Consider the following 22,357-nt stretch of genomic DNA (forward strand, 5'->3'; position numbering starts at 1 on the left):
TTTGTCGTCCTTTCCGCTCATGCGGACTCCCCTGGAACAGGCAACGGAGGCAAATCCCCCTTTTAGGCCCGGGGTCTGGGGCCTTTCGGCCCCAGTGGGGGACGGGGGAAAGCCCCGTGGCGGTAAACTCACGACTGTCATGTATCGTGACCGCCTTAAATCGGAATCGATTTAAGGCGGATCATTTCATCGGGACTCATATGGCTTGAGCACCCCGTGGACCGGGCGGACGACAGGGTGTGTCTGCGCCATTCGCACTTCCAGTGGCTAATCCCGGGCATCCTTCCGGCGCCACCAATGCATCATCAGCGGTGCGAATTGGGTGACCAGGCTGTGAAAGGGCAGGCTTCGTGGCTTGCCGCCGTCGGGTAGGTCCAGCTCCTTGAAGGGCACGCCCGCCGCCGCCCGGGCGAGGTCCCGTCCAACAGCCATGCCCAGCGCCATGCCCCGGCCGTTGTAACCAATGGCCGTCACTAACCCCGGCGCCAGTTCGTGGAAGCGGGGATGGAAGTCGGGGGTGAAGCCCAATTGACCGCGCCAGCAGTGGGCGATCTCCCGCTTGCCCGCCTGGGGGAAAACCTCGGCGATGCGGGCCTGGGTCTGGGCTTTGGCCTGCTCCGCCGTGGCGGAGCGGTTTGGCAAGGTGCAGCCACTCACCAGCCGCCCGTCCTTGGTCTTACGGAAGAAGTACAGGTCCCCATGGGTGTCGGACACGGAAATGTCTGCGGGGAGAATGGAGTCCAGGACCTCGGGCTCCAGAACCTCGGTGCTCATCTGGAAGTTCAGGACGGGCACGATGGAGGTGCGTAGTCCCGGCCAGAGGGCTTGGGTATAGGCGTTGGTGGCCAGGATCACCCAGTCACAATCCACATATCCCTGAGCCGTGCGCACCCGCCATCCTCCTGTCCCGGGGCGGTCGAGCTTGGTCACGGGCGATTGGGCATGGAGGGTTGCGCCCTGTCCCTTGGCCGCCCGGGCCAGTCCCCGGGTCAGGGCCAGGGGGTTCACATGGCCGCCGCTGGGGCAGAGCATGCCGCCATGCCAATAGGTCGTTCCGGTCAGGGCGGCGCATTCCTCGGCCTCGACCATCCGGCAATTCAATCCTGCGGCGGTCCACTCGGACTGGCGTTGCCTTAGCCCACCCAGGCGGCTGGGCCGATGGGCCGGTTGCATCCAACCGTGGTTCACGGCCTCGCATTGGATCTGGTGGCGTTCAATGACCGAAAAGGTCAAAGCTGCCGATCCGCCGACGAGGCGGGAAAAGCGCTCTCCGGCCCCGGGCCAGTGGGCGGAGAGATCAGCGGGACCGGGTTTCGACAGGGTGGGAATGATATGGCCGCTGTTGCGTCCCGATCCGCCAAAGCCGGCCTCGTTGGCCTCCAGCAGGGTGACCGAGAGGCCCGCTTCGGCGGCATGCAGGGCGGCGGACAGGCCCGTGATGCCCCCACCCACCACCACCAGATCAGCCCTGGTGGCGCCCTGGTGGGACGGCATCTCCAAAGCAGGGGGCGCCGTTTGAGCCCATTGGGTATTGCCTAAAAGGTCCACATCCAAAGGTAATTTCTGGCCCAAAACACACCTCTTATGCCGAAGGAAAAACTCTGTTTGTAAAAGGTAGGGCGGTATCGCGGAGAGACGTATCAATTTATTGTCCCCGGGACAATCCGGTGCTTGCGATGTTGCGACGCGATGACGAACCTTGTAATCGGTACTGGGTCAAGTCCGGTCCAATTATATGCGATAGTAATGAAATGCCCTGAAAGGTGTCCGAGATTATGAGTGCAACCGATAAGACGGCTCCCGACCACAAGGCCTTGATGGTTGCTTCGATCAAGGGGCGGGCCATGGTGTACAAGGCCATGCTCGACGAATTGCGCGAGAGTCTGGGGGAAGATCAGGCGGTCGCCCTGATGCGGGGCGCCATCGAGCGCCGGGGTCGGGAGATTGGCAAGCAATTCCAGAGCTTCGCACCGGGTGATTTCGAGGGGCTGCGGGATGCCTTCATCGCCTATATCCCCGACGCGGCCCTGACCGTGGATCCGGATGTGCGCAAATGTGACGAAGACGGTCTGGAGATCAAGTTCCGCCGCTGTCCCTTGAAAACGGCCTGGATGGATGCGGGGCTGCCCGATCCGGAAGTCGAGACCCTGTGCGCCATCGCCGGATGCGTGGACACGGGCACCTTCACCGAGGCCGGTTTCGCCATTGACGTGGAAACCTGGAAGACCGGCGAAGAGGGCTGTTGCCGCCTGATCATCACCCGCGCGCCCTGAGCACATTCAGATCCCCCAGGGGGGCACCCAGACATCCTATCCAATCCGAATGGAGGGTTACCGACCATGATGAAGAGTATTGCCACGGGCCTGATTTTGGCTACTGGACTGGGCTTCGCCAGCGGCGCCCAGGCCGAGGACAAGACGATCACTCTGGGATACGAGCTACCCCTGTCCGGGGACCGCTCCCAATATGGCGAGACCTTCCGGAATTCTGCGGAAATTATGCTGGAGGATTTCAATGCCTCCGGCGCACTGCCTGGCGCCAAAGTGCAAATCCTGTTCGAAGACTCCAAGAACGACCCCAAGGAAGCCCGCAATATCGCCCGCAAGTTCGTTGATAACGCTGATATCGTTGGCGTCCTGGGGGACTTCTCCTCCACCGTGTCCATGGCTGCGGGCGAGATCTACGGCAAGGAAGGCATGCCGCAATTGTCGCAGACGGCAAGCCATCCGGACTATGCCAAGATCAGCCCCTGGCAGTTCCGCAACATCACGACTCAGGCCTATGAAGGTCCTTATAATGCGGATTGGATTCTCGCCGATGGTTTGAAGACCGCTTCGGTGGTCTATATCCAGAACGATTGGGGCATCTCGGCCAGCGAGAATTTTATCACCGCCTACGAGGACAAGGGTGGCAAGGTCCTGTCCAGTGAGGCCTTCAACCCCGGGTCCCGGGACTTCCGCTCCATCCTGACCAAGATCAAGCGGAATAACCCCCAGGTTATCTATCTGGCCATGTTCTACGAGGAAGGCGCGGCCTTGGCCCGCCAGCTTCAGCAGCTCCAGATCGATATTCCGGTTTATGGGGCCAGCTCCCTGTATTCCCCCAAGCTGATCGAACTGGGTGGCGATGCCGTCAACGGCATGAAACTGGCGACCACCTTCATGCCGAACAATCCCGCAGAGAACGTCCAGTCCTTCGTGACCGAATACAAGACCCGCTTCGGCGAGACGCCGAACATGTTTGCGGCCCAGGCCTATGACGCGGTGGGAATCATGCTTGCGGCCATCGCCAAGGTCGGTCCGGACGTGACCCGCGAGACCCTGCGCGACGCCCTGGCCCAGACCACCGATTATCCCGGTGTCACGGGCGCCACGAGCTTCGATCCCGAGACCCGCGAGCCCTCCAAGACCCTGGCGAAGATGGTGGTCAAGGATGGGGACTTCCAGGTTATCGAGTAAGTCGGCGATCGATGCCCGGCGGCGGCGGCGCCGTCGGGCGGATTTTGACGGGGGGCATGATTGGCATCCCCGTCTGATCTTCGACCTTCCCCGCCTTTCTTTGTCATCCCCGTGAAAACGCTAAGGGATTCACGTTTCTCTGTGCCGCTTCGAAGCTAAATAATACGTTGTTTTACTTCGTCATCCCCGTGAAAACGGGGATCCAGGGTTGATTTCGGTGTTATCGGTGACCTGCGCTCCTGATGCGTCAACCGCATAGGTCAGTTGTCCCCACCCTGGATTCCCGCGTGCGCGGGAATGACGAAGTAAAAAGCCTTATGTCCAAATAAAGAAACGTGCATCCCTTGGCGTGAAAACGGGGATGACGGAAGAGAAGGCGACAATGACGGAAGAAACGCCGGGAATGACGGACGCATTGGTTAAGCCGTGGGCTTCCGAGGCGGGACCTTCGCCGAAGAGATTGATGCTTTTATCACACTTGCAAGGGAGACCCCGCGGGTGCTGGATGTCTATTTTCTACAGCAGGTGGTGAACGGGCTGTCCATCGGACTGGTTTATGCCCTGATGGCCATCGGCTTCACGCTGATCTTCGGTGTGCTCAACGTGGTGAACTTCGCCCATGGCGAGGTCTACACCATCGGCGCCTTCGCCGGTCTGATGACCATCACGGCCTTTGCCCCACCCTTGATCGTGGTCATTCTGGTGGTGCTGGCCGTGGGCGCCTTCGCCGGGTTCGGCCTGGAGCGCATCGCCTTCATGCCCTTCCGACGATTCCGGGACGAGGCCTCGCTGAAATCCCGGGCCATGCGGGAGGCGACCCTGTTGTCATCCCTGGCCGTCTCGATCGTTACCCGGGAGATCATGGAAAAAGCCTTCGGCGGCGCCATGCAGCCCGTCCCCTTCGAATACATGCTTCAGGATGTGATCGAGCTGGGTCCGGTGACCATCACCACGGGCAATGTGGCGATTCTGATTGCCTCGGCCCTGATGCTGGGCGGGTTACAGATCCTGCTCTATCGGACCGACGTGGGGCTGTCGATCCGTGCGGTGTCCAATAACGCCTTGGGCGCCCAATACGTGGGGATCAACACCGACCGGACGATCATTGCCACCTTCATGGTGGGCTCCATGCTGGGCGCGGTGGCCGGGATCATGGTGGGACTGTACGAGGGCATTATCTTCCCGCATATGGGCTTCGCACCCGGGGTGAAAGCCTTTGTCGCCATGGTCATGGGGGGGCTGTCCAGCATCCCCGGTGCCGTGGTCTGCGCCCTGATCCTGGGCACATCGGAAAGCATCGCGACGGAGTTTCTGTCCGCCGGATGGAAGGACCTGATCGCTTATGGGTTCCTCGTCCTGACCCTCATCTTCTTCCCACAGGGGTTGTTTGGCCATGGCCGTGACCGCGTCTAACGGGGCGGCGACGTCCCCGGGGACCCGCTCCACCCTTTGGTGGGGTTTGGGACTCCTCTCTCTTTTTGGCATCATTCCCGGTGTTCTCGCCCTGATCGGCGGCACCTATTTGACCCAGGTGGCGACCACGGCTCTGGTCTATGTGATCCTGACGGCCAGCCTCAATCTGGTAACGGGGACTGCGGGGTTGCTCTCCCTGGGCCATGCCGCCTTCTATGGCATTGGCGCCTATACGGCGGCGATTCTGTCGACCCGCCTGGACCTGCCCTTCCTCATCACCCTGCCCGCATCCGGGCTGGTGGCCGCCTTCTGTGGATTCCTGGTGGCCCTGCCGACCATGCGGCTGGTGAGTATCTATTTCGCCGTGGCAACCTTGGGCATCGGCGAAATGATCCATGTCACCCTGCTCAACTGGGTGGGGTTTACCAGGGGTCCCATGGGCATCGGCGGAATTCCGCCCATTACCCTGTTCGGGGTTGAGGTCACCTCCCTGATGGGGATGTACTTTGCCGTGGCGGTGGTCACCGCAATCAGTTTGTGGTGCCTCCATCGCTTCACCCATGGCTATTACGGCAATGCCCTGCGCTCCCTGCGCGAGGATGACCAATGCGCCGACTGCATGGGGCTGAACGTGGTGGGCCTGAAGATCCAGGCTTTCACCCTGTCCTGTTTCTTCGCCGGGGTGGCCGGAGCGCTGTTGGCCCATACCTCTGAATTCATCAGCCCCGATAGCTTCAAGTTCATGGAAAGCATCCTGATCCTGGCCATGGCGGTGGTCGGTGGGCTGGGCAGCCTGCCCGGAGCCGTAATCGGCGCGGTGCTGCTGATCGTCCTGCCCGAGGCCCTGCGCCCGATCGGCGACTTCCGGATGGTGGCCGTGGGATCGGCCATGTTCCTGTGTATTCTGTTGCTGCCCAAGGGATTGTTCGGCGAGGTGTCGGCCATCTCCCTGGCCCGGCGTCAATTGGGCCGCGCCTGGGACGGTGCGCCAAGGAGCGCGGGAGACAGGGGGCTGGATGGTCAAGGCGTGGGGTGGAAGGGATGAGCGGACCCATGCTTCAGATCAAAGACTTGAGCCGCCAATTCGGTGGGCTGACTGCGGTGGATTGCGTCAACGCCGAAATCCAAACCGGCGAGTTGGTGGGGTTGATCGGCCCCAACGGTGCGGGCAAGACCACCCTGTTCAATCTGATTTCCGGTTTCACCCCGCCAAGTCATGGGGAGGTGCGGTTCAAGGGGCAATCCATCACCGGGCTCAAGCCCTGGAAGGTGGCCCGCTTGGGGATGGGGCGAACCTTCCAGAACCTGCGGATCTTCCCCAATATGACGGTTTTCGACAATGTCAGCGTCGGGGCCATCGGATCCCTGGGGCACAATCCGCTCCACGCCCTGTTGCCGCCCCGCTTCGGACCCGCTGCCGAGATCAGCCGCCGCTCCTGGGAGGCCCTGGAGCGGGTCGGCCTGGAAGGCTTCTCCGGCGAGCTGGCGGCGAACCTGTCCTACGGCAAACGCAAGTATCTGGAGATCGCCCGGGCGCTGGCGACCAAGCCGGACCTGTTGATCCTGGACGAACCCGCTGCCGGATTGAACGACACCGAAACCGCAGAGCTGGCCAGTTTCATCCAGGGACTGCATGGCGAGGGACTGACCGTGCTGCTGGTGGAACATGACATGACTCTGGTTATGGGGATTTGTCAGACAGTCTGGGTGCTCGCCGCCGGAGCCAAGATCGCCGATGCTGCGCCCGCAGAGGTGCGCCGCGACCCGGTGGTGCTCGACGCCTATCTCGGCACGGGGGAGGACGAGGAATGAGTGACGCAAACACAGGGGCGGAAACGCCCCTCCTCTCTGTGACGGACCTGACGGTGCGTATGGGGACCCAGGAGATCCTGCGCGGGGTCTCCCTGAGTGTGCCCCGGGGGGGCGTCGTCAGCGTCTTGGGTGCCAATGGCGTGGGCAAGACGACGCTGATGCGGGCCATCTCGGGGATTTATAAGGCGTCCTCCGGCTCGATCCTGTTCGAGGGGCAGGAGATTGCGGGCATGCCCAGTCATGGCATCGTTGCCCTGGGTTTGGCTCAAGCGCCGGAGGGGCGGCAGATCTTTTCCAATATGACCGTGAAGGAAAACCTCCGGCTGGGGGGGCTGAAGGCCAAGGGGGACCTGGAGGCCCGGCGGGAGCGGATTCTGACCCTCTTTCCCCTGCTCAAGGAGCGCCTGACCCAAAAGGCGGGCTCTCTGTCCGGTGGAGAGCAGCAGATGCTGTGTATTGGTCGGGCCATGATGAGCGGCCCCCGGCTGTTGTTGATGGATGAACCCTCGTTGGGGTTGGCGCCGAAGATCGTCAAGCTGATCATGGATTTGATCGCCTTGATCCGGGCCGAGGGGACAGCGGTTCTTCTGGTTGAGCAGAATGCCCGGGCGGCCCTGAAGGTCGCCGACCACGCCCATGTGATGGAGGGCGGGCGGATTGTGCTGGACGGCCCCGCCGCGTCCCTGCGGGAGGACCCCCGGGTCATGGAGGCCTATCTCGGTGGTGGATGATGGGGCAGTCGGATCACGCGGAGAGGCCCTGGCCGGGGAAACCGGGTGCCTCCCCCTCGACTTGGACCTGACGGATGGGCACGATAGGGGATGTTTTTCCGTCACGGGGCTTGGCCCCGTTCCTCCCCCTCTTTGGCGAGGCTGGGGCCGAAAGGCCCCAGACCCCGGGCAGAAAAAATGGGGGTTTGGGGGGCTTGGCCCCCAAATGGGCTTGGGCAATCGCCCAAAAAATATAAGACACTGTGTCCCCGGCGGATTGAGTTTCGCGCCGGGAAAGGACCCAGACCATGGCTGATACGGGAGAAGCGGAAATAGGCTGGGGCCTGCTTTTCGGTACCATAACGGTGGTTATTTGGTCGGGCTACATGGTGGTTTCCGCCGCCGGGGTCCGCCAAGGGTTGGGCAGTCTGGAGCTGACCGCCCTGCGGGCCGGAGTGTCCGGGGTGGCGATGTTGCCCTTCGTACTGTTGAAGGGGAGACGGCGGGGTGGGCTGGCCTTCTTCGGCTTGGGGTGGCGCAAGGCCCTGGTGCTCGCGCTCTGTGCCGGACCGCCCTATTCCCTGGGAATCGTAATGGGGCTGTCGCTCGCCCCCGCCAGCCATGGGACGGTGGTCACGCCGGGTCTGATCCCGGTCTTCGGCACCCTGTTGGCTGCGGTGGTGCTTAAGCAGAGGCCCGGCAAACGGGGGATTTTCGGTTTGGCCATCGTGGTTGCGGGCGTGCTCGCGGTGGGCTGGGACGGTCTGTCGGCGGAAACGGGAAATGCCACTTGGTTGGGAGACCTGTTGTTTGCCGCCGTGGCGTTCCTCTGGGCGGTCTTCACGGTCTGCACCCGGGCTTGGGGGGTGCCGCCGCTCCATGCCGCGGCGGCGGTGTCGGTGCTCTCCCTGATCTACATGCCTCTGTGGTGGGCTTGGAGTGGGCCGGGGACTCTGGTCACAGCGCCCTGGACCGTGGTGGTTTTCCAGGGGGTGTACCAAGGTCTGTTGGTGGCGATCCTGGCCATGGTGCTCTACGCTGCAACCGTTCAGCGGTTGGGTGTGGCGAAGGGAGCTTTGTTCCCGGCCCTGGTGCCGGTTGTCGGCTCGCTGCTGGCCATTGCCATCTTGAACGAGGACCCCGGTCCGGGAGCGGTGTTGGGGATGGTGCTCGCGCCTTTGGGCATGGCCCTGGCCTTTTGGCCGAAGAAGACAATCACATCACGATAGGACAAGGCATCATGGGGAACGATATCAGTATTCTGGAACAGCGGCGGATCGAGGCGGCCTTCGCCAAGGGGATCTATGACGAAATGGCCGCGCGTTTGGGTGTGGACACCGCCCGGGAAATTCTGGGCGCCGCCGTCGCCCGCATGGCCACGGCCCATGGCCAAAGCCTCGCCGATAAGGTGACCGAAGAGGGCAAGCCGCTGGATATGGAGACCTTCGGGGGCCTCCAATCCCTGTGGACGCGGGGAGGGGCGCTGGAAACCACCACCCGTGAGCAGACCGAAGAGGTGCTGCGCTTTGACGTGACCCGCTGCCGGTACGCGGAAATGTACCGGGAGATGGGCGTTGCTGAGATCGGCGACCTGCTGTCCTGCCGTCGGGATGCCACCATGATCGTCGGCTTCAACCCGGAGGCCCAGTTGGAGCGCACCCAAACCATCATGGGCGGCGCCGATCACTGTGATTTTTGTTATTCCCTGAAGAAATAGGAGCCCTGGGCATGTCTGGCCTTCTCCCCCAAATCACGTCCCTGACCGAAGACATGAAGGGCTGGCGTCGTCATTTGCACGCCCATCCGGAAACCGCCTTCGAGGAACATAATACCGCCGATTTCGTCGCGGATCTGCTGACCAGCTTCGGCGTGGAGATCCACCGGGGTCTGGCGGGCACGGGGATTGTTGGCGTGATCCCGGGCAAGCGGCCCGGGACCCGCTCCATCGGGTTGCGGGCGGATATGGATGCCCTGCATATCCACGAGGAAACCAACCTGCCCCATGCCTCGACCGAGCCGGGGAAGATGCATGCTTGCGGCCATGACGGCCACATGGCCATGCTTCTCGGGGCAACCAAGCACCTGGCGGCCAATCGGGATTTCACCGGAACTCTGCATGTCCTCTTCCAACCTGCGGAAGAGAATGAGGGCGGCGGTCGGGTCATGGTCGAGCAAGGCCTGTTCGACCAATTCCCCATGGAGGCCGTCTACGGGATGCACAACTGGCCGGGGTTGGACGTCGGTCACATCGCAAGCCGTGTCGGCCCCGTCATGGCGGGGTATGATATCTTCGAAATCACCCTGCGCGGCAAGGGAGGGCATGCGGCCATGCCTCACCTGGGGACGGATCAGGTTTTGGCCTCCGCTCATTTGATTACTGCCTTGCAGTCCATTCCCTCGCGCTCCATGAACCCTCTGGACAGCGCGGTGGTATCCGTGACCCAGATCCACGGGGGCGATACCTGGAATGTGATCCCGTCCGAGGTGGTCCTGCGCGGCACCGTGCGGACTTTTGAGACCCATGTTCAGGACATGGTGGAAGCCCGCATGGCCGAGTTGACCGAAACGGTGGCCAAGGCTTTCGGCGCCGAGGCAAGCTTGCGCTACGAGCGCCGCTACCCGGCCACGGTGAACAGCGCCGAGGAAACGGCCATCGCCATGCGCGTGGCCGCTTCGGTCGTTGGCGAGGAGAAGGTAGACGCCGATTGTCAACCGACTATGGGAGCGGAGGACTTCGCCTATATGCTCCAGGCACGTCCTGGTTGCTATGTGCGGCTGGGGGCTGGTCCCGGTCTGGGAGGCTGCATGCTCCACAACCCGGGCTTCGATTTTAACGATGAAATCCTGGCCGTCGGTGCCAGTTATTGGGTGCGTCTGGTGGAGGACCAGTTGGCCTGAGCCCTGTTTGAATGGGGGAGGTCAGGTGGTCTCCATCTGGGGGGGTAAATCCTCCCAGAACCAAGCCTGACCCTTACCCGCCCGCTTTACGGCATAGAGGGTCTGGTCGGCCCGGTGCATGACATCGCCAAAGGAATCCCCGTCGGCGGGCCAAGCCGCAATTCCCAGGCTGATGCCGACCCGGGCCTCGACCCCACCGGTCAGGACCACAGGGGCGGTGACGGCGGTGATGACCCGGGCGGCAACGGCTTCCGCCTCGGTCCGCCATGTCTCCCGGGTGGCGTGGACGAGCAGCAGGAACTCATCTCCGCCCAGGCGTATGGCCAGATCTCCCTCGCGGAGGCTTGCGGTCAATCGGCTGGCGCATTGCCGCAATAAGCCGTCCCCTGCGTCATGGCCCAGGCTATCGTTCACCCGCTTGAAGCCATCCAGGTCCAGGTACAGGAAGGCAACGGTTTGATTGTCCTGGGGAGGCGAACTGCATAAGCCATCCAGATGGATCCGCAGGGCCGACCTGTTGGGAAGGTTGGTTAGAGAGTCCTTGAGGGCCATGGATTCCATTTTGGCCCGTTGATTGTTCGTCGCGGTCAGGGCATCCACCAGGGCGCGCAGGGCGCCGGAGAGTTGCTCAATCTCACGTGATCCGCCGACGAAGGGCAGGTTGGCGCCAATGGCCCCATGGCGGAGTCCATTCGCGGCGCGGGTGATGCTGCGCAGGGGACGGGTGATGCGACCGGCGGCCAACCAGGACAGGACGGCGAAGGCAATCGCAGTCAGGATACCAACGTTGAATGTAAGAAGCCTCAGGTGTTTCACGGGGGCCAGCGCCTGGGATACGGGGCTGCGGCAAATGACCGTCCACCCCAGTCCAGCATAGGACTTATATCCCTGCTCCCGAGCGAAGCCGGTCAGATAACGGGTTCCATCGGGCCAGACCTGGATGCTCCACCCCTCCGGGGGGCCGTCGGCGCCGCCCGTCAGATTGGGGGGCAATATTTCAGGGGAAACATGGGCGGGGTCGCCTGAGGGGCTATCCAGGGGAGCGAGAATGACCCGGTTATCCCGATCCACGATAAACATGTCCACTTTTCGGCGATCTCGAAGGGGGCCGATCAGGGAGGTCTGGATCTCCCGCGCCCAGCTCCAGCTGAGGTGGGCGGCAAGGATGCCGGTTACACCCTCTTCCTTGTCGTGGATGGGTCTGGCGATGTCGACGAATCGCAGGGGCTCGCCACTGGGATCGGGGGGAAGGGCTTTGGCTAACACAGCGGCCTCATGGACATCGCCCACGAACAATCCATTGATTCCTTGGGAATAGACCGGACGATGGGCGATATTGACGCCTTCGATGACCCCGCCCGTCGCAGCCAGGACCGTACCGTCCGGGCTAAGGTACCCCATCCAGGTGAACTGGGGGATCGTGGCCTGAAGGCGTTCGAGCAAGGCTCGGATCCGGGCAGGTGTTTTTGGTTTGGTGAGCGCCTCCATCTCTGCCAGCAGGTCTATTTCTGCGCCCCGCGAGAACATACCCCGGTCGAATTTGTCCGCCATGTTGAATGCAACTTCCGCCAGTTCCTCGCCAATGGCTGCCTCGACCTCCCGACTGGCGACCCTGCCAACGGACCAGGATAAAAAACCGGCCAGAACCAGCATCAGCAGTCCAAAAATCATGGAAACCTGGGCGCGTAGTCCCAATTGGCCATAACCAAGTCGCCGAATGAGAGAGAACCAGGCGGACAAAGAGATCTAGCCTTTCTGCGGAGAGAGACGCTTTTGGTCAGAACTTTTAGAAGACTGACTAGAAGAGTGACTATACGCGCAATGAGAGGCATGGAATATATGATATTTAATATGCAGACATAGATATTGGCATACGGTTTGCTTTGGTTGTTCGGAAAAGTTGTGTTGCGTCGGAGTTGTCCTGTTGTGAGCAAGGGAAAATGGTGTGTGGTCCAGTCAACTCAGGTGGATGTCGCGCTTTCAGAAGAAAGAACGAAGGTTGGACCGCTCAGTTCTCATGGCCTTGTTGCACCCCAGGCCTGGGGCATGCCTTTTCATTTGGGGGGAGAGGTTTATACCAAGCGGCGCGGGTTGAAACCCACGCCGCTTTTTTTGCGTTCAAACGCCAGGCGGGCTTTTACGCGCCATAAGGCGCGGCGGCCACTTGGCCGCTTCCAAGGTGCGGTGAGGCAAACTCACCGCACCCTGGTATTAGACGTATTCTGTTTTGTCTTTCCCTCGCGGGGGGCTTTACGCTGAGTCATGCCCCTGCCGGGTGCAAGGGTTAAGCCGTCTCAAGCACCAATTGGGCGGCGGCGAGGTCTTCAAGGGCCGCTCCAGCGGACTTGAACAGCGTCACCTCTTCTGTGGAGCGGCGTCCAGAAAGTTGGCCCCGGCACAGCTCGAACAGATCTCCGGCCACATCCTCCGGGGTCAAGGCGCCGGAGGTTAAGGCTTGAACCAGATCCCCGCCTTCGCTCAGGGCGCCATCCCGTGTGTCCACATAGACCCGGCAACGGCGGACCGCTTCGTCGTCGGATTCCCGCATTTGGGGCGTGAAGGCCCCGACAAGGTCCAGGTGCGCCCCGGGCTTAAGCCATTTCCCCAGGACCAGCGGATCCCGGGACAGGGTGGCGCAGGAAATCAAATCCGCCTCGCGGACGGCGGTCTCCAAATCGGGTGCAACCTCTACTGTGACAGGAAGAGCAGAGGGGAGTTCGGCTCGGAGCTTTTCGGCCTTGGCTGGGGTGCGGGCCCACAGCAGCACCCGCTCCAGGGAGGGGCGGACGCTCAGATGGGCTTCGATTAGATTGGGGGCCAGACGGCCCGCGCCGACCATGACCATGGTTCTGGCGTCCGGTCGGGCCAGAAAACGGGCGGCCAGGGCGCTTGCCGCAGCGGTTCGGCGGACGGTGATCTCGCCCCCGTCCAAGATGGCCCGGGGCTGGCCGGTGGCTCCGTCCAGGGCGAGCACGCTGGCCGCAACGGCGGGCAGCCCCCGGTCACCGTTTCCGGGATAGACCGTGGCGATCTTGATAACGCAAAGGCGCTCGGTGGGGGGGGCCTCCAGGGTCCAAGCAGGCATGAGAAGGAGGCTGGCCTCCGCCTCTCCGGGGATCGTCATGCCGTGGTGGTGCCGGGTAGGGGAGGTGCATCCCTCGCGAAAACGCACTGCGAGCGCGTCGATCAAGGCGGGCCAGGGAAGGTGGTCACGGATGGTGGCGGCATCGAACACGCGCATGGACTCTCTCCAGAACATGGGATCGGCGGGGCAAAGCGGAAAATTGGATCCAATGCTAAGGGAGGGAGGGGTGTGAGCGAAAGGGAAAACGGCGTTCCTTCGGGGGGAAGGAACGCCGTTTCTAAGTCGCCCGAAGGGAAGGGTCAGGGATCCTTGGGGAAATCCGACCCACACGCCCCTGGTGGGAGAGGGGGTACGCGTGTGGGGTTGACCCTCTTTTCTCCTTCGAGCTGGTCTCGTTCGGTTTTAGGGAGCCGCCCAGGTGGTGGGGGAGGGGGCGGCTGCACCCCGAACGAGGCGTCGGATCAAGCGGAACAGGCCGGTCAGCGCCCGCGCCATGGCCTGCGATTGCAATCGGCGGGACCGATACTGGAGAGCAATGGGATCGATGCAGGGGGATGCCCCCGAAAGGGCGATGCGGGAGAACGGCGCCGACGCGTCGACGTCCGCACCACTCCAAGGGGTGGACATTGGGGTATGCCTTCTTGTTCAGAGTTTTTGGAACACTACAGGGGCCCAGCGGATGCCAGAACAGAACTATAGGGCTGATTCCTTGGAGCCGTCTTGCGTACATTCCGCAGTTCTGACTTGAGCCCATCACATGGGTACTTAAGTATTGATTATTCGGCGGGCCGACCCCGGCGGACTCCCATGGCTTTTGCCTGAAAATTGGGCTAAAGGAGGGGTCTTCCGCTCTTTGTATCCGCTTTGGAGACCGTCCGATGATCAGCACCCCCTCCGCCCCTCCGGCTTTTTGGCAGGTGGAAGTGACCGTTCCCAGGGCCGCCGTGGAGCCCCTTGAGGCGGCCTGGGACGATATGAGTGTCGCCCTGACGTGTTTTGAGGTGGATGAGAGCAAGGATCTTTGGAAGCTCGAGGCCCTGTGCGAGGACAAGCCCGATCCGGCGACCCTGTCGGCGACCTTGTCCCTGGTTGCCGCGGCGATCCAAAGCGAGGAGCCGCGGGTGAGTGTCATCCGGGTGGAAGGGCGCGACTGGCTGCGCGAGAATCTGGTGGACTTTCCGCCCATCGGCGTGGGTCGGTTCTTTGTTCATGGCTCCCACCACGCGGGGCAACCGCCGGTGGGGAGCTGGCCCTTGGTGGTGGACGCGGCGACGGCCTTCGGGTCGGGCGATCACAGCAGCACCCGGGGGTGTTTGATGGCGATCGGCGATTTGGCCAAACGGCGTCGCTTCTCCAACGTGTTGGACATGGGCTGCGGGTCCGGGATCCTGTCCCTTGCGGCGGCCCGGGCTTGGGCCTGTCCGGTCCTGGGGGTGGATATCGACAGGGAATCCGTGCGGGTTGCGCGGTTCAATGCCCGGGTCAATGGACTGTTGCCCTTTGTCCGGGCGATCCCCGGTAATGGGGCCGTGGGGCGGGAGGTGCGCGAGAGCGGACCCTATGATCTGATCCTGGCCAATATCCTGGCTCGCCCCCTGCGCCGCTTGGCAAAGCCCCTGACGCGCATGCTCAGCCCCGGCGGGGTTGTTGTTTTGGCAGGTCTGTTGGACAGGCAGGAACGGATGGTTCTGGACGCCTATGCCGCCCAGGGCCTGCGTCTGATCCGCCGCATCCATCTGGAGCCCTGGTCAACCTTGGTCCTGGGGTAGAGGGGGGGGCCGATTCCACCGGAAGGAATCCCGCTCTCGGGTCAATTAGGCGGGCCAGGGAAGGAACAGGGTGAACTGACTGCCTTGGCTCACTCTGCTTTCGAGGGTCAAGGATCCCCCATGCATTTCCGCCAAGCGGCGGCAGAGGGGAAGGCCGAGGCCCGTCCCTTCCTGTTTCAAGGGGAGGCCCCGATCAGCTTGCACGAAGGGCTCGAAGATCCGCTCCAGATCTTTGGGGGCGATTCCAATTCCCGTATCGACGACATGGAGGAACAGCCCATCCGCTCTGCTTTCGGTGGAAATGGCGATCCGCCCACCAGGACCGGTGAACTTCACCGCGTTGGACAGCAGGTTGATGAGAATCTGTTTGATGGCCCGCCGATCGCCGTGAACCCGAGAGGAACCGGGAACTGGCAGTGTGTGATCCAGGGTCAGATCCTTGGCTTTGGCCCGATCCCGAAGCAGGATTAGGCTTTCCTCGACCAGGGTTGTCAGGTCCAGGGACTCCATCTCCAGAGGGAACGCCCCCGTTTCCACCCGAGCGATATCCAGGATGTCGTTGATGATATCCAGCAGATGGCGGCCGCTGTGAACGATGTCCTGGGCATAGTCCCGGTAACGGGCGTCCAGGGGCATGTTGGGGAGTCCCTGGTTGATCACTTCGCCGAAGCCGATAATCGCGTTCAGGGGCGTGCGCAATTCGTGGCTCATGTTATGCAGGAAATGGGACTTGGCCTCGCTTGCGGCCTCTGCCCGGTCGCGCGCCCGGCGCAGGTATTCTTCTTTGCGGCGCCGATGATCAATGTCCTGGATGTTCAAGATGTACAAGGGCGGAGCCACACCATCCCCAGGCAGGGAGGATCCGGAGACCTCCACCCAAATGGTCCGTCCATGTCCCACGGTCAGACGTCGCTCCGTCGCCAGACCGGGTCGATCTCCGCTCAGAAAATCCCGGAGCCAGCTGAGGTCTTCCTCTCTGCTATCGGCAGGCATGTGGTCGAGGACCAAGCCACCGAGCAACTCCATGGCATCCCGTTGCATCAATTCGGCCAATGCCCGGTTGATTTGGATAAACCGACCTTTGTGGTCGATCAGGGCCATGCCGGTGGGGGATTGATCGAAGACCTGGCGGAAGCGTTCCTCCCCCAGGTCGGCCCGGCGTTCGGCCTCCATCTGTGAGGTGATTTCCCGGACCGTGGCGGTGAAGGCGGCAATGCTGCCATCCGTATTGAACTGGGCGCGGCGACGCCACCATAGGTGGATGTCCTCCCCCTGAGGGCTGCGGAGAACACCCTGCATGTCCCGAACAGGCATGTGGGTGGAAAAGCTGGACAAATGGCGTTCCAGGTGGTCCCGCCCCTCCGGCGGGGTCAGGTCCGACAGGCGCTGTGCCAGCATTTCCCGTGGTGTCCGGTTGAAGAGGGCAGCGAAGCTTTCGTTGACGAAGGTAATGGTGGTGTCAGGCAGGCAGCGGCAGAGCATTTCTGGTTGCTCGTCCAAGGCCTCCCTGAAGCGGTTCCGGCTGTCGCGAATGCGGCAGGAAAGGCAGCGTTCATCGGCAATATCGGCCAGGGTGACGAAAAAGGTTTCCCCCCGGGACTTGTGGGGTGCGTTCCGCCCAGCGGTGAAAACCACATCCAGGGTTCTGCCGTCGGCGTGGCGCAAGGTGGCAATCCCCGAAACGGGGGAGTGATCACAAAGGTACCGACCGAAGTCATGGAGCTCTCCGCCGTCATCCAGGACCGCCAAAAGTTGGGAGGAGACACCGATAATTTCTTTTAGAGAGAGACCGGTCAGTCGCTCTAAAGCCTTGTTCCCCGCTATGGGGGTCCCGCAGGCGTCATAGAGAGCCATTGCCATTTCGGCGTTTTCAAAAACCAGATCCCAGGCGTCCGTATCGGTCACCGGTACCCCCAAGAGACTTAATATGTTTCGAGCGGTGTTTACTCTTTCTTCATAGAAGGCTCGAAGGTACAGCAAAGCTATGGGAGTTCAAATTAGTCTTTCGCCATAAATCCTTCGGATAGGGGGGTGACTTTCTCCAAGAAATGTGCCGGAGGCCGGTGGCATTCCCAAGCGGTCCAAAGGGTTAAGGTAACAAGGACGATGGCGCCCGTTTGGTGGGCAGAAGCCAGGGGAATGGGCACGACGAGCACCAGGGTGGCTATGCCCAGGGTTGCCTGAACCAGCACCGCAGCGATCATGAACCGGGCCGGGATCTGTGCCGCTGGTGGCCCATCCCGAAGGAGACGAAGGCCAACCGCCACCACCACCGTAACCGTCACGATGGCCATCCATCGGTGCAGGAACTGGATGGTGATGATGTTTTCGACGGCGTTCAACCACCAGGGATCCAGGGTCAGGATCCCATCCGGGATCAATTGACCGTTCATCAGGGGAAAGGTGTTGTACATCAACCCGGCGTCCGTTCCGGCGACGAAGGCGCCCAGGGTCAGGGTAACGGCAATCAGGGCCAGGGCGATGGGCAACCCACCAAGGGAGTGTCGCCTGGTGAGCGGCGCGCGAGGCGAAAGGTGGGCCAAGGCATGGGTGAACAGGGCGCTCAAAATGACCACAGCCAGCCCCATGTGGGCGGCGAGGCGCAGGTGACTGACATCGGGGCGGTTGACCAAACCGCTTTTGACCATGTACCAGCCCAGCAACCCTTGCAGCCCCCCCAGAAGGAACAGAACCCCATAGCGCGGGGCCGATATCAAGGGGATGCGTCGGCTGACCAGGAAGGCGAGAAAGGGAAGGGCAAAGGCCAAGCCGATCACGCGACCCAGCACCCGATGGAGGAACTCCAGCCAGAAGATGCCCTTGAACCCCTCCAGGTCCATGCCGCCGTTGACCCGCTGGTATTCGGGGAATTGCTTGTATTTTTCGAAGAGGTCCATCCATTCGGCCTCTCCCAGGGGGGGGATGAAACCGGTCAGGGGCTTCCACTCAACCATAGATAGGCCGGAGTTGGTCAGGCGGGTCAGGCCGCCAATGATGACCATCAGCCCCACCAATCCTGCACAAAGCAGCAGCCAAAGGCCCACGGCCCGCTCCGCCTCTTCGGGCGGGGCGGGGGCGAACCAGAGGCGAAGAAGCCCCCGTTTTCTCATGCTAGAAGACTCCCTCCAGCAGGCCCGGCAGGTGGCGGTCCGCCAGGACGGCCAGGAACAGGCCGGACAGGAAGACCATGGAGCCCAGGAAAACCCGGCGCGCCTGATCCCGGCTTGGGTCTTGGCATAGGCGCCAGGATTGCCACAGGAAGCGAGCGGAAAATCCTCCGGCCACAAGGGTATAGATCAGCCCCAATTCCCCCAGTGCCGCCGGAATGAAGACCGAGACCACCAGGAGCAGGCTGTTGACCAGGATGGCCTTGGAACAGCGGGCATCGCCTACCAGACAGGGCAGCATGGGCACCTTGGCCTGGGCATAGTCGTCCTTCAGCAGGATGGCGAGTGCCCAGAAGTGCGAGGGGGTCCAAAGGAACAGGGTGGTGGCCATCAACCAGGGCAGCAGCCAGACAGAGGGATCGGCCGCAGCGGCTCCGGCGAGGACGGCGAAACTGCCCGCCGCACCGCCGATGACGATGTTCCACCAAGTTCGACGTTTCAGCCAGACGGTATAGACGATGCCATAGAAGAAAATACCCAGGAACAGATGGGCCGCCGCGACCCAATTCAGGGCTGCCGCTGCCAACCCCACCCCAGCCACCATCAGGACGGCGGCGAACCAGAGGGCCCGTTCGGGTGTCTGAACCAGGGCGCCAGTGGCAAGGGGACGGCTTTTGGTGCGAGCCATCAGGCGGTCGATATCCCGGTCCCAGAAGTGGTTGAAGACCGAAGAACTGGCCGAACCCAAAAGCATGGCCAGGGCCAAGGCGGCCAACTGGGGACCGCTGACATGGGGGGCGACGGCCAAATAGGCGACCACCGCCGTGAGCATGATCATCACTCCAATACGAGGCTTGCACAGAGTCAGGTAGAGTCTCCACGGCATGACTGGGTCTCCTCCCTAAAAGCGGGCGCTTTTCCGCCTCGCTGGTTTTTGTCTATATCGCTTCCCCAGGCGTCCCGTCCGGCGAGGATGACGAACATCACTCCTCCGATAACGGCGATGAGCCCTCCCAAGCCCATCACGCCCATGGAGGCCATTTTCCAGGCGCTATCCAAGGCTTGATCCGCGCCCGCCGTCTTGCGGGCCACCCCCGCCGATCCGGCGAGGAACAGCCCCAGGGAATGGAGTCCTTGACCCGCCCCGTAGAGCCAAAGCAACAGCCATCGGGCCTTGCTCGTCCCAGCGCGTTTGTTGGCTAGCAGGGGGACCAGCGCCAGGAACAGGCCAAAAAGGGCGAGGTTCACCCCGCCGATGGCGGCGTGGTAATGGGCCGGGGTGCGGGTATCCCCCTGACCCAGCAGAAATCCAAATAGACCACCTAGACCGAACAGGACCAAGGACAGCACCAGGGCCGCACCCGCCGGGTCTCGCATGGACAGCCGCCGCCGGTCGATCCAGGCGCGCCGGGCCATGGCCAGCCCCAGGACCGCCAAAGTGGGCGCCAGGGCGATCACATAGAGTTGGGTGAACGCCCGATAGGCCGCTCCACTGTTCTGGTCGGCGAACAGGTAGATGAAGGGGGCGCCCAGGGCCACCAGGGTTGGCGCGCCCAGGGCCAAGGCAAAGGGAACCGGGGACAGGATCGGTCTCATCCCGGCCCAGCCTGCCAGGGTTGCCCAGGCACCGATCAAGAGCAGGGCATTGACGATTTGCAGGATATGGCCGCCGCCCCAGAACATGAACTCGTAGGTTTCCTTGCGGTCGGCCATCGGTTCGGTCAGCCAGACCCCCAGGGCGAAGCAGACAAGAGCGGAGAGATAGGCCAGAGCCGCAGCGGCGGAGACCGTCACGAGAGGGTCTTCCAAAGCGCGCAGAGTCAGGCGGGACAGCAGGCGGAGACAGGGGAGGGCCACGGCCAGGGCGAGCAGAAGCAGCCCGGCCAAATACAGTGGCGTGTCGAGCACCGGCACATAGTTGTTGAGGCTCGGGGCGCCCAGGTCAAGCAGGGCCGGTCCGACCAGCAGGGCGCAGGCGGCTCCAGCGATCCCCGTTGCGTGGCGCAGGGCACCGGATGACCTGTCGGCGCCAAGGCGCCCAGAAGCCAGGGTCGTGAGAACACCGAGGGCGGCGAGGAACCAGACGACCACCGACAGGACAACGTGAGACACCAGGGCCTTGGGAAAAAAGCTCTCCCAGGGCCAGGGGAGCAGGTCCTGGACGACAGGAGTCCGGGCCAAGGCCAGAAGCAGGGCGAGGACCCCGGCGACGGCCAGGGCGGCAATGCCGATCCCAGCCCAGCGCAGGGCCTCGGCCCGGCATGCGTCGTCCAGATCCGCGAGTTTTGGCTGGTCCGCGAGATCGGGTGCTGCGAGATCTGGAGGCGTTTCGCGTCCTGGCCCGGTCATCCCACCGCCCCTCCGGGATAGGCGTGATACAGCATCCAGTAGATGATCACTCCGGTGATCGTCACATAGAGCCAGATGGGCAAGGTCCAGCGGGCCAGGGCCTTGTGTCGATCAAAGGTCCCCCGCAGGGCGCGCAGGGCGGTCAAGACGACCATGGGCGTGACCACGGCGGCCAGGATCACATGGGTGATCAGGAGCACGTAGTAGAGCGCTCGGATGGGGCCCTTGCCCGGGAAGACGAAGATGGGTGCGGTGAAGTGGTAGAAGAGGTAGCTGACCAAGAAAACCGCTGAGACACCAATGGCCAGGAGCATCACCTTGCGGTGGGCCTCCCGCGCGCCACGGCGGATAAGGATGAAGCCCAGGACGATCAGGACCGTGCTGACGGCGTTCAGGGCCGCGTTGACATGCGGCAGAAGAGTCGCGCTGCTCATGGGCGCCCTTAGAACCCGGTGATTACGCGCCAGAAGGTGAACAGGTACACCCCCAGGGCCACGCTACCAAACACCGTAACCCAATGCCATTTGGTCCAGTTCTTCGTTCCCCTCATGGACGTCTCCCTCGTTGGTGTGGAGTCAGATTGGTGGTTTGCCTGTTTTCAGCAATACCATATTTAAAAGGTAGGTAATCACGCTTTCTGAGTTTTCCAGAGAAGGATTCGGAAGGAAAGTCTGGGAAGAGCTGTTTTAACCTCTTCTTCTTTTTATTTTGCAACGCAAAAAGACTGCATGGAAGCCTTTGACAAATATAGAAGTTGATCCAGAGAAGTGCATATTTGTGGCGACGCAACACTAAAAGTTGTCTGTCATTCCGTAAAGTCCGAGTACTATCATTGGACATTCGCGCGGCAAAACACAGATAAGAATCGAAGCCACGCGTCCGCCATCGAAGGCTGTGTGGGATCTGCCGGGATGGCGAAAACCACGAAGGGAGGGTTTTTCATGGCGCATACCATTCATTTCATGTCGGATGTCGTTCGGCCCGAGGTGCAGACTGTATCGGTGGAGGACACGGCGGTTTGGCTGCATAAGGGGCTGAATGATTTCAAGCGGGAACCGGGCATCAGCCTCGCCTATGGCGGGGTCTTTACGGTCATGGCTTTTTTCCTGTTCCTGGGGTTGGAGAAGGCGGGGCTGGCCTCGCTGATTTTGCCCCTGTCCGCCGGGTTTATGTTGGTGGCTCCCCTTTTTGCCGTGATCTTCTATGAGGTGAGTCGGCGAAGCGAGAGCGGCCTCTATATTTCCCTGGGCGAGGCAATGGCAGCCTGTCGGGACAAGGCCGGGCCTCTGGCTGCCGTGGGGGTCGTTCTGCTTCTGGTTATGCTGTCCTGGATGGTCTTGGCCTTAGGCATTTTCGCCGTGTTTTTTGGTGGGTCGCCGCCACCGGTGGAGGATTTCGTCCTTCATGTGTTGACCGCACCCCAGGCCATCCCCTTTCTGATGGTGGGGACGGCGGTTGGCGGTGTGCTGGCGACGGTGGCCTTTGCGTTGAGCGCCGTCTCTCTCCCCATGATCATGGACCGGGACGTCAGCGCCACGACCGCCATGGTAACCAGCGTCGATACCGTTTTGGCAAACTGGAGGGTCATGGTTGGCTGGGGCGGCACCATTGCCTTCATCACCTTCACAGGTATGCTGTTCCTGTTCGTGGGGTTGGCCTTTACCATGCCTCTGATCGGCTATGCCACCTGGCACGCCTATAAGGCGCTCGTGTCCCGGTAAGCGCCTGAAGGTCAGACACCGAATTTATGAAAATG

Annotated in this window: 20 protein-coding genes; 11 read left to right on the forward strand and 9 right to left on the reverse strand. The window is 62.1% G+C overall.

All coding sequences use genetic code 11. The features are described 5' to 3' along the window. Positions 1–267: 267 nt before the first annotated feature. Complete coding sequence (locus ACLIRY_RS09255) at positions 268–1,548, reverse strand: NAD(P)/FAD-dependent oxidoreductase (protein ID WP_413205346.1); 1,281 nt, start codon at positions 1,546–1,548, stop codon at positions 268–270. 227 nt (positions 1,549–1,775) lie between these two features. On the opposite strand from ACLIRY_RS09255, the gene ACLIRY_RS09260 reads away from it, so the two are divergent. The 9 genes from ACLIRY_RS09260 (at position 1,776) to ACLIRY_RS09300 (ending at position 10,291) form a co-directional block, all read left to right on the forward strand. Then, positions 1,776–2,273 (forward strand): L-2-amino-thiazoline-4-carboxylic acid hydrolase, encoded by a 498-nt coding sequence (locus ACLIRY_RS09260; RefSeq protein WP_413205085.1) that lies wholly within the window; start codon positions 1,776–1,778, stop codon positions 2,271–2,273. A 66-nt stretch (positions 2,274–2,339) separates the two neighbouring features. Then, positions 2,340–3,458 carry an ABC transporter substrate-binding protein gene (locus tag ACLIRY_RS09265; RefSeq protein ID WP_413205086.1) on the forward strand — a complete coding sequence of 373 codons (1,119 nt, stop codon included), beginning with the start codon at positions 2,340–2,342 and terminating at the stop codon, positions 3,456–3,458. A 498-nt stretch (positions 3,459–3,956) separates the two neighbouring features. Beyond that, positions 3,957–4,871 carry a branched-chain amino acid ABC transporter permease gene (locus ACLIRY_RS09270; RefSeq protein WP_413205087.1) on the forward strand — a complete coding sequence of 305 codons (915 nt, stop codon included), beginning with the start codon at positions 3,957–3,959 and terminating at the stop codon, positions 4,869–4,871. Then, positions 4,852–5,916 carry a branched-chain amino acid ABC transporter permease gene (locus tag ACLIRY_RS09275; protein WP_413205088.1) on the forward strand — a complete coding sequence of 355 codons (1,065 nt, stop codon included), beginning with the start codon at positions 4,852–4,854 and terminating at the stop codon, positions 5,914–5,916. Before ACLIRY_RS09270 ends, ACLIRY_RS09275 begins: the two co-directional genes overlap by 20 nt. A gap of 8 nt (positions 5,917–5,924) precedes the next feature. Beyond that, complete coding sequence (locus ACLIRY_RS09280) at positions 5,925–6,683, forward strand: ABC transporter ATP-binding protein (protein WP_413205089.1); 759 nt, start codon at positions 5,925–5,927, stop codon at positions 6,681–6,683. Further along, a complete protein-coding gene (locus ACLIRY_RS09285; protein WP_413205090.1) occupies positions 6,680–7,414 on the forward strand; it encodes an ABC transporter ATP-binding protein in 735 nt (244 codons plus the stop codon). The genes ACLIRY_RS09280 and ACLIRY_RS09285 overlap by 4 nt, the downstream gene beginning before the upstream one ends. 287 nt (positions 7,415–7,701) lie before the next feature. Then, the gene (locus tag ACLIRY_RS09290; protein WP_413205091.1) at positions 7,702–8,622 is read left to right on the forward strand and encodes a DMT family transporter; all 921 of its coding nucleotides are present in this window, start codon (positions 7,702–7,704) and stop codon (positions 8,620–8,622) included. Between the two features lie 11 nt (positions 8,623–8,633). Continuing rightward, the gene (locus tag ACLIRY_RS09295; protein WP_413205092.1) at positions 8,634–9,110 is read left to right on the forward strand and encodes an L-2-amino-thiazoline-4-carboxylic acid hydrolase; all 477 of its coding nucleotides are present in this window, start codon (positions 8,634–8,636) and stop codon (positions 9,108–9,110) included. Between the two features lie 11 nt (positions 9,111–9,121). Then, a complete protein-coding gene (locus ACLIRY_RS09300) occupies positions 9,122–10,291 on the forward strand; it encodes a M20 aminoacylase family protein (protein ID WP_413205093.1) in 1,170 nt (389 codons plus the stop codon). Positions 10,292–10,312: 21 nt separating this feature from the next. Here the strand turns inward: ACLIRY_RS09300 and ACLIRY_RS09305 are convergent, their stop codons facing one another. From ACLIRY_RS09305 to ACLIRY_RS09315, 3 genes are all read right to left on the reverse strand, one after another. Further along, entirely contained in the window at positions 10,313–11,962 is a 1,650-nt protein-coding gene (locus tag ACLIRY_RS09305; RefSeq protein ID WP_413205094.1) for a diguanylate cyclase domain-containing protein, read from the reverse strand. Positions 11,963–12,575: 613 nt separating this feature from the next. After that, the gene (locus ACLIRY_RS09310; protein WP_413205095.1) at positions 12,576–13,532 is read right to left on the reverse strand and encodes an ornithine cyclodeaminase family protein; all 957 of its coding nucleotides are present in this window, start codon (positions 13,530–13,532) and stop codon (positions 12,576–12,578) included. A gap of 246 nt (positions 13,533–13,778) precedes the next feature. After that, entirely contained in the window at positions 13,779–14,003 is a 225-nt protein-coding gene (locus ACLIRY_RS09315; RefSeq protein WP_413205096.1) for a hypothetical protein, read from the reverse strand. 251 nt (positions 14,004–14,254) lie between these two features. Between ACLIRY_RS09315 and ACLIRY_RS09320 the strand changes: the two genes are divergently transcribed. Beyond that, the gene (locus ACLIRY_RS09320) at positions 14,255–15,145 is read left to right on the forward strand and encodes a 50S ribosomal protein L11 methyltransferase (RefSeq protein ID WP_413205097.1); all 891 of its coding nucleotides are present in this window, start codon (positions 14,255–14,257) and stop codon (positions 15,143–15,145) included. 45 nt (positions 15,146–15,190) lie between these two features. Here ACLIRY_RS09320 and ACLIRY_RS09325 read toward each other — a convergent pair whose 3' ends face one another. From ACLIRY_RS09325 to ACLIRY_RS09345, 5 genes are all read right to left on the reverse strand, one after another. After that, positions 15,191–17,050, reverse strand: coding sequence for a PAS domain S-box protein (locus tag ACLIRY_RS09325; RefSeq protein WP_413205098.1), 1,860 nt, complete (start codon positions 17,048–17,050; stop codon positions 15,191–15,193). Positions 17,051–17,142: 92 nt separating this feature from the next. Next, positions 17,143–18,255: a COX15/CtaA family protein gene (locus ACLIRY_RS09330; RefSeq protein ID WP_413205099.1), complete on the reverse strand. Its 1,113-nt coding sequence runs from the start codon at positions 18,253–18,255 to the stop codon at positions 17,143–17,145. 1 nt (position 18,256) lies between these two features. After that, complete coding sequence (cyoE, locus tag ACLIRY_RS09335) at positions 18,257–19,138, reverse strand: heme o synthase (RefSeq protein ID WP_413205100.1); 882 nt, start codon at positions 19,136–19,138, stop codon at positions 18,257–18,259. Then, the gene (locus tag ACLIRY_RS09340) at positions 19,117–20,601 is read right to left on the reverse strand and encodes a hypothetical protein (RefSeq protein WP_413205101.1); all 1,485 of its coding nucleotides are present in this window, start codon (positions 20,599–20,601) and stop codon (positions 19,117–19,119) included. The genes cyoE and ACLIRY_RS09340 overlap by 22 nt, the downstream gene beginning before the upstream one ends. Beyond that, entirely contained in the window at positions 20,598–21,035 is a 438-nt protein-coding gene (locus ACLIRY_RS09345) for a DUF420 domain-containing protein (protein ID WP_413205102.1), read from the reverse strand. The genes ACLIRY_RS09340 and ACLIRY_RS09345 overlap by 4 nt, the downstream gene beginning before the upstream one ends. 507 nt (positions 21,036–21,542) lie before the next feature. On the opposite strand from ACLIRY_RS09345, the gene ACLIRY_RS09350 reads away from it, so the two are divergent. Continuing rightward, a complete protein-coding gene (locus ACLIRY_RS09350; protein ID WP_413205103.1) occupies positions 21,543–22,322 on the forward strand; it encodes a DUF2189 domain-containing protein in 780 nt (259 codons plus the stop codon). Positions 22,323–22,357 lie beyond the last annotated feature (35 nt).

Source organism: Rhodospirillum sp. A1_3_36 (assembly GCF_047263945.1).
Taxonomy (GTDB): Bacteria; Pseudomonadota; Alphaproteobacteria; order Rhodospirillales; family Rhodospirillaceae; genus Rhodospirillum.

Bases quoted from the DNA above. Each gene is read 5' to 3' on its own strand.
- ACLIRY_RS09290 (WP_413205091.1), top strand. From the start codon at position 7,702: ATGGCTGATACGGGAGAAGCGGAAATAGGCTGGGGCCTGCTTTTCGGT.
- ACLIRY_RS09285 (WP_413205090.1), top strand. From the start codon at position 6,680: ATGAGTGACGCAAACACAGGGGCGGAAACGCCCCTCCTCTCTGTGACG.
- ACLIRY_RS09315 (WP_413205096.1), bottom strand. From the start codon at position 14,003: ATGTCCACCCCTTGGAGTGGTGCGGACGTCGACGCGTCGGCGCCGTTC.
- ACLIRY_RS09320 (WP_413205097.1), top strand. From the start codon at position 14,255: ATGATCAGCACCCCCTCCGCCCCTCCGGCTTTTTGGCAGGTGGAAGTG.
- ACLIRY_RS09275 (WP_413205088.1), top strand. From the start codon at position 4,852: ATGGCCGTGACCGCGTCTAACGGGGCGGCGACGTCCCCGGGGACCCGC.
- cyoE (WP_413205100.1), bottom strand. From the start codon at position 19,138: ATGCCGTGGAGACTCTACCTGACTCTGTGCAAGCCTCGTATTGGAGTG.
- ACLIRY_RS09265 (WP_413205086.1), top strand. From the start codon at position 2,340: ATGATGAAGAGTATTGCCACGGGCCTGATTTTGGCTACTGGACTGGGC.
- ACLIRY_RS09305 (WP_413205094.1), bottom strand. From the start codon at position 11,962: ATGATTTTTGGACTGCTGATGCTGGTTCTGGCCGGTTTTTTATCCTGG.
- ACLIRY_RS09330 (WP_413205099.1), bottom strand. From the start codon at position 18,255: ATGAGAAAACGGGGGCTTCTTCGCCTCTGGTTCGCCCCCGCCCCGCCC.
- ACLIRY_RS09300 (WP_413205093.1), top strand. From the start codon at position 9,122: ATGTCTGGCCTTCTCCCCCAAATCACGTCCCTGACCGAAGACATGAAG.
- ACLIRY_RS09260 (WP_413205085.1), top strand. From the start codon at position 1,776: ATGAGTGCAACCGATAAGACGGCTCCCGACCACAAGGCCTTGATGGTT.
- ACLIRY_RS09345 (WP_413205102.1), bottom strand. From the start codon at position 21,035: ATGAGCAGCGCGACTCTTCTGCCGCATGTCAACGCGGCCCTGAACGCC.
- ACLIRY_RS09350 (WP_413205103.1), top strand. From the start codon at position 21,543: ATGGCGCATACCATTCATTTCATGTCGGATGTCGTTCGGCCCGAGGTG.
- ACLIRY_RS09295 (WP_413205092.1), top strand. From the start codon at position 8,634: ATGGGGAACGATATCAGTATTCTGGAACAGCGGCGGATCGAGGCGGCC.
- ACLIRY_RS09310 (WP_413205095.1), bottom strand. From the start codon at position 13,532: ATGCGCGTGTTCGATGCCGCCACCATCCGTGACCACCTTCCCTGGCCC.
- ACLIRY_RS09280 (WP_413205089.1), top strand. From the start codon at position 5,925: ATGCTTCAGATCAAAGACTTGAGCCGCCAATTCGGTGGGCTGACTGCG.
- ACLIRY_RS09340 (WP_413205101.1), bottom strand. From the start codon at position 20,601: ATGACCGGGCCAGGACGCGAAACGCCTCCAGATCTCGCAGCACCCGAT.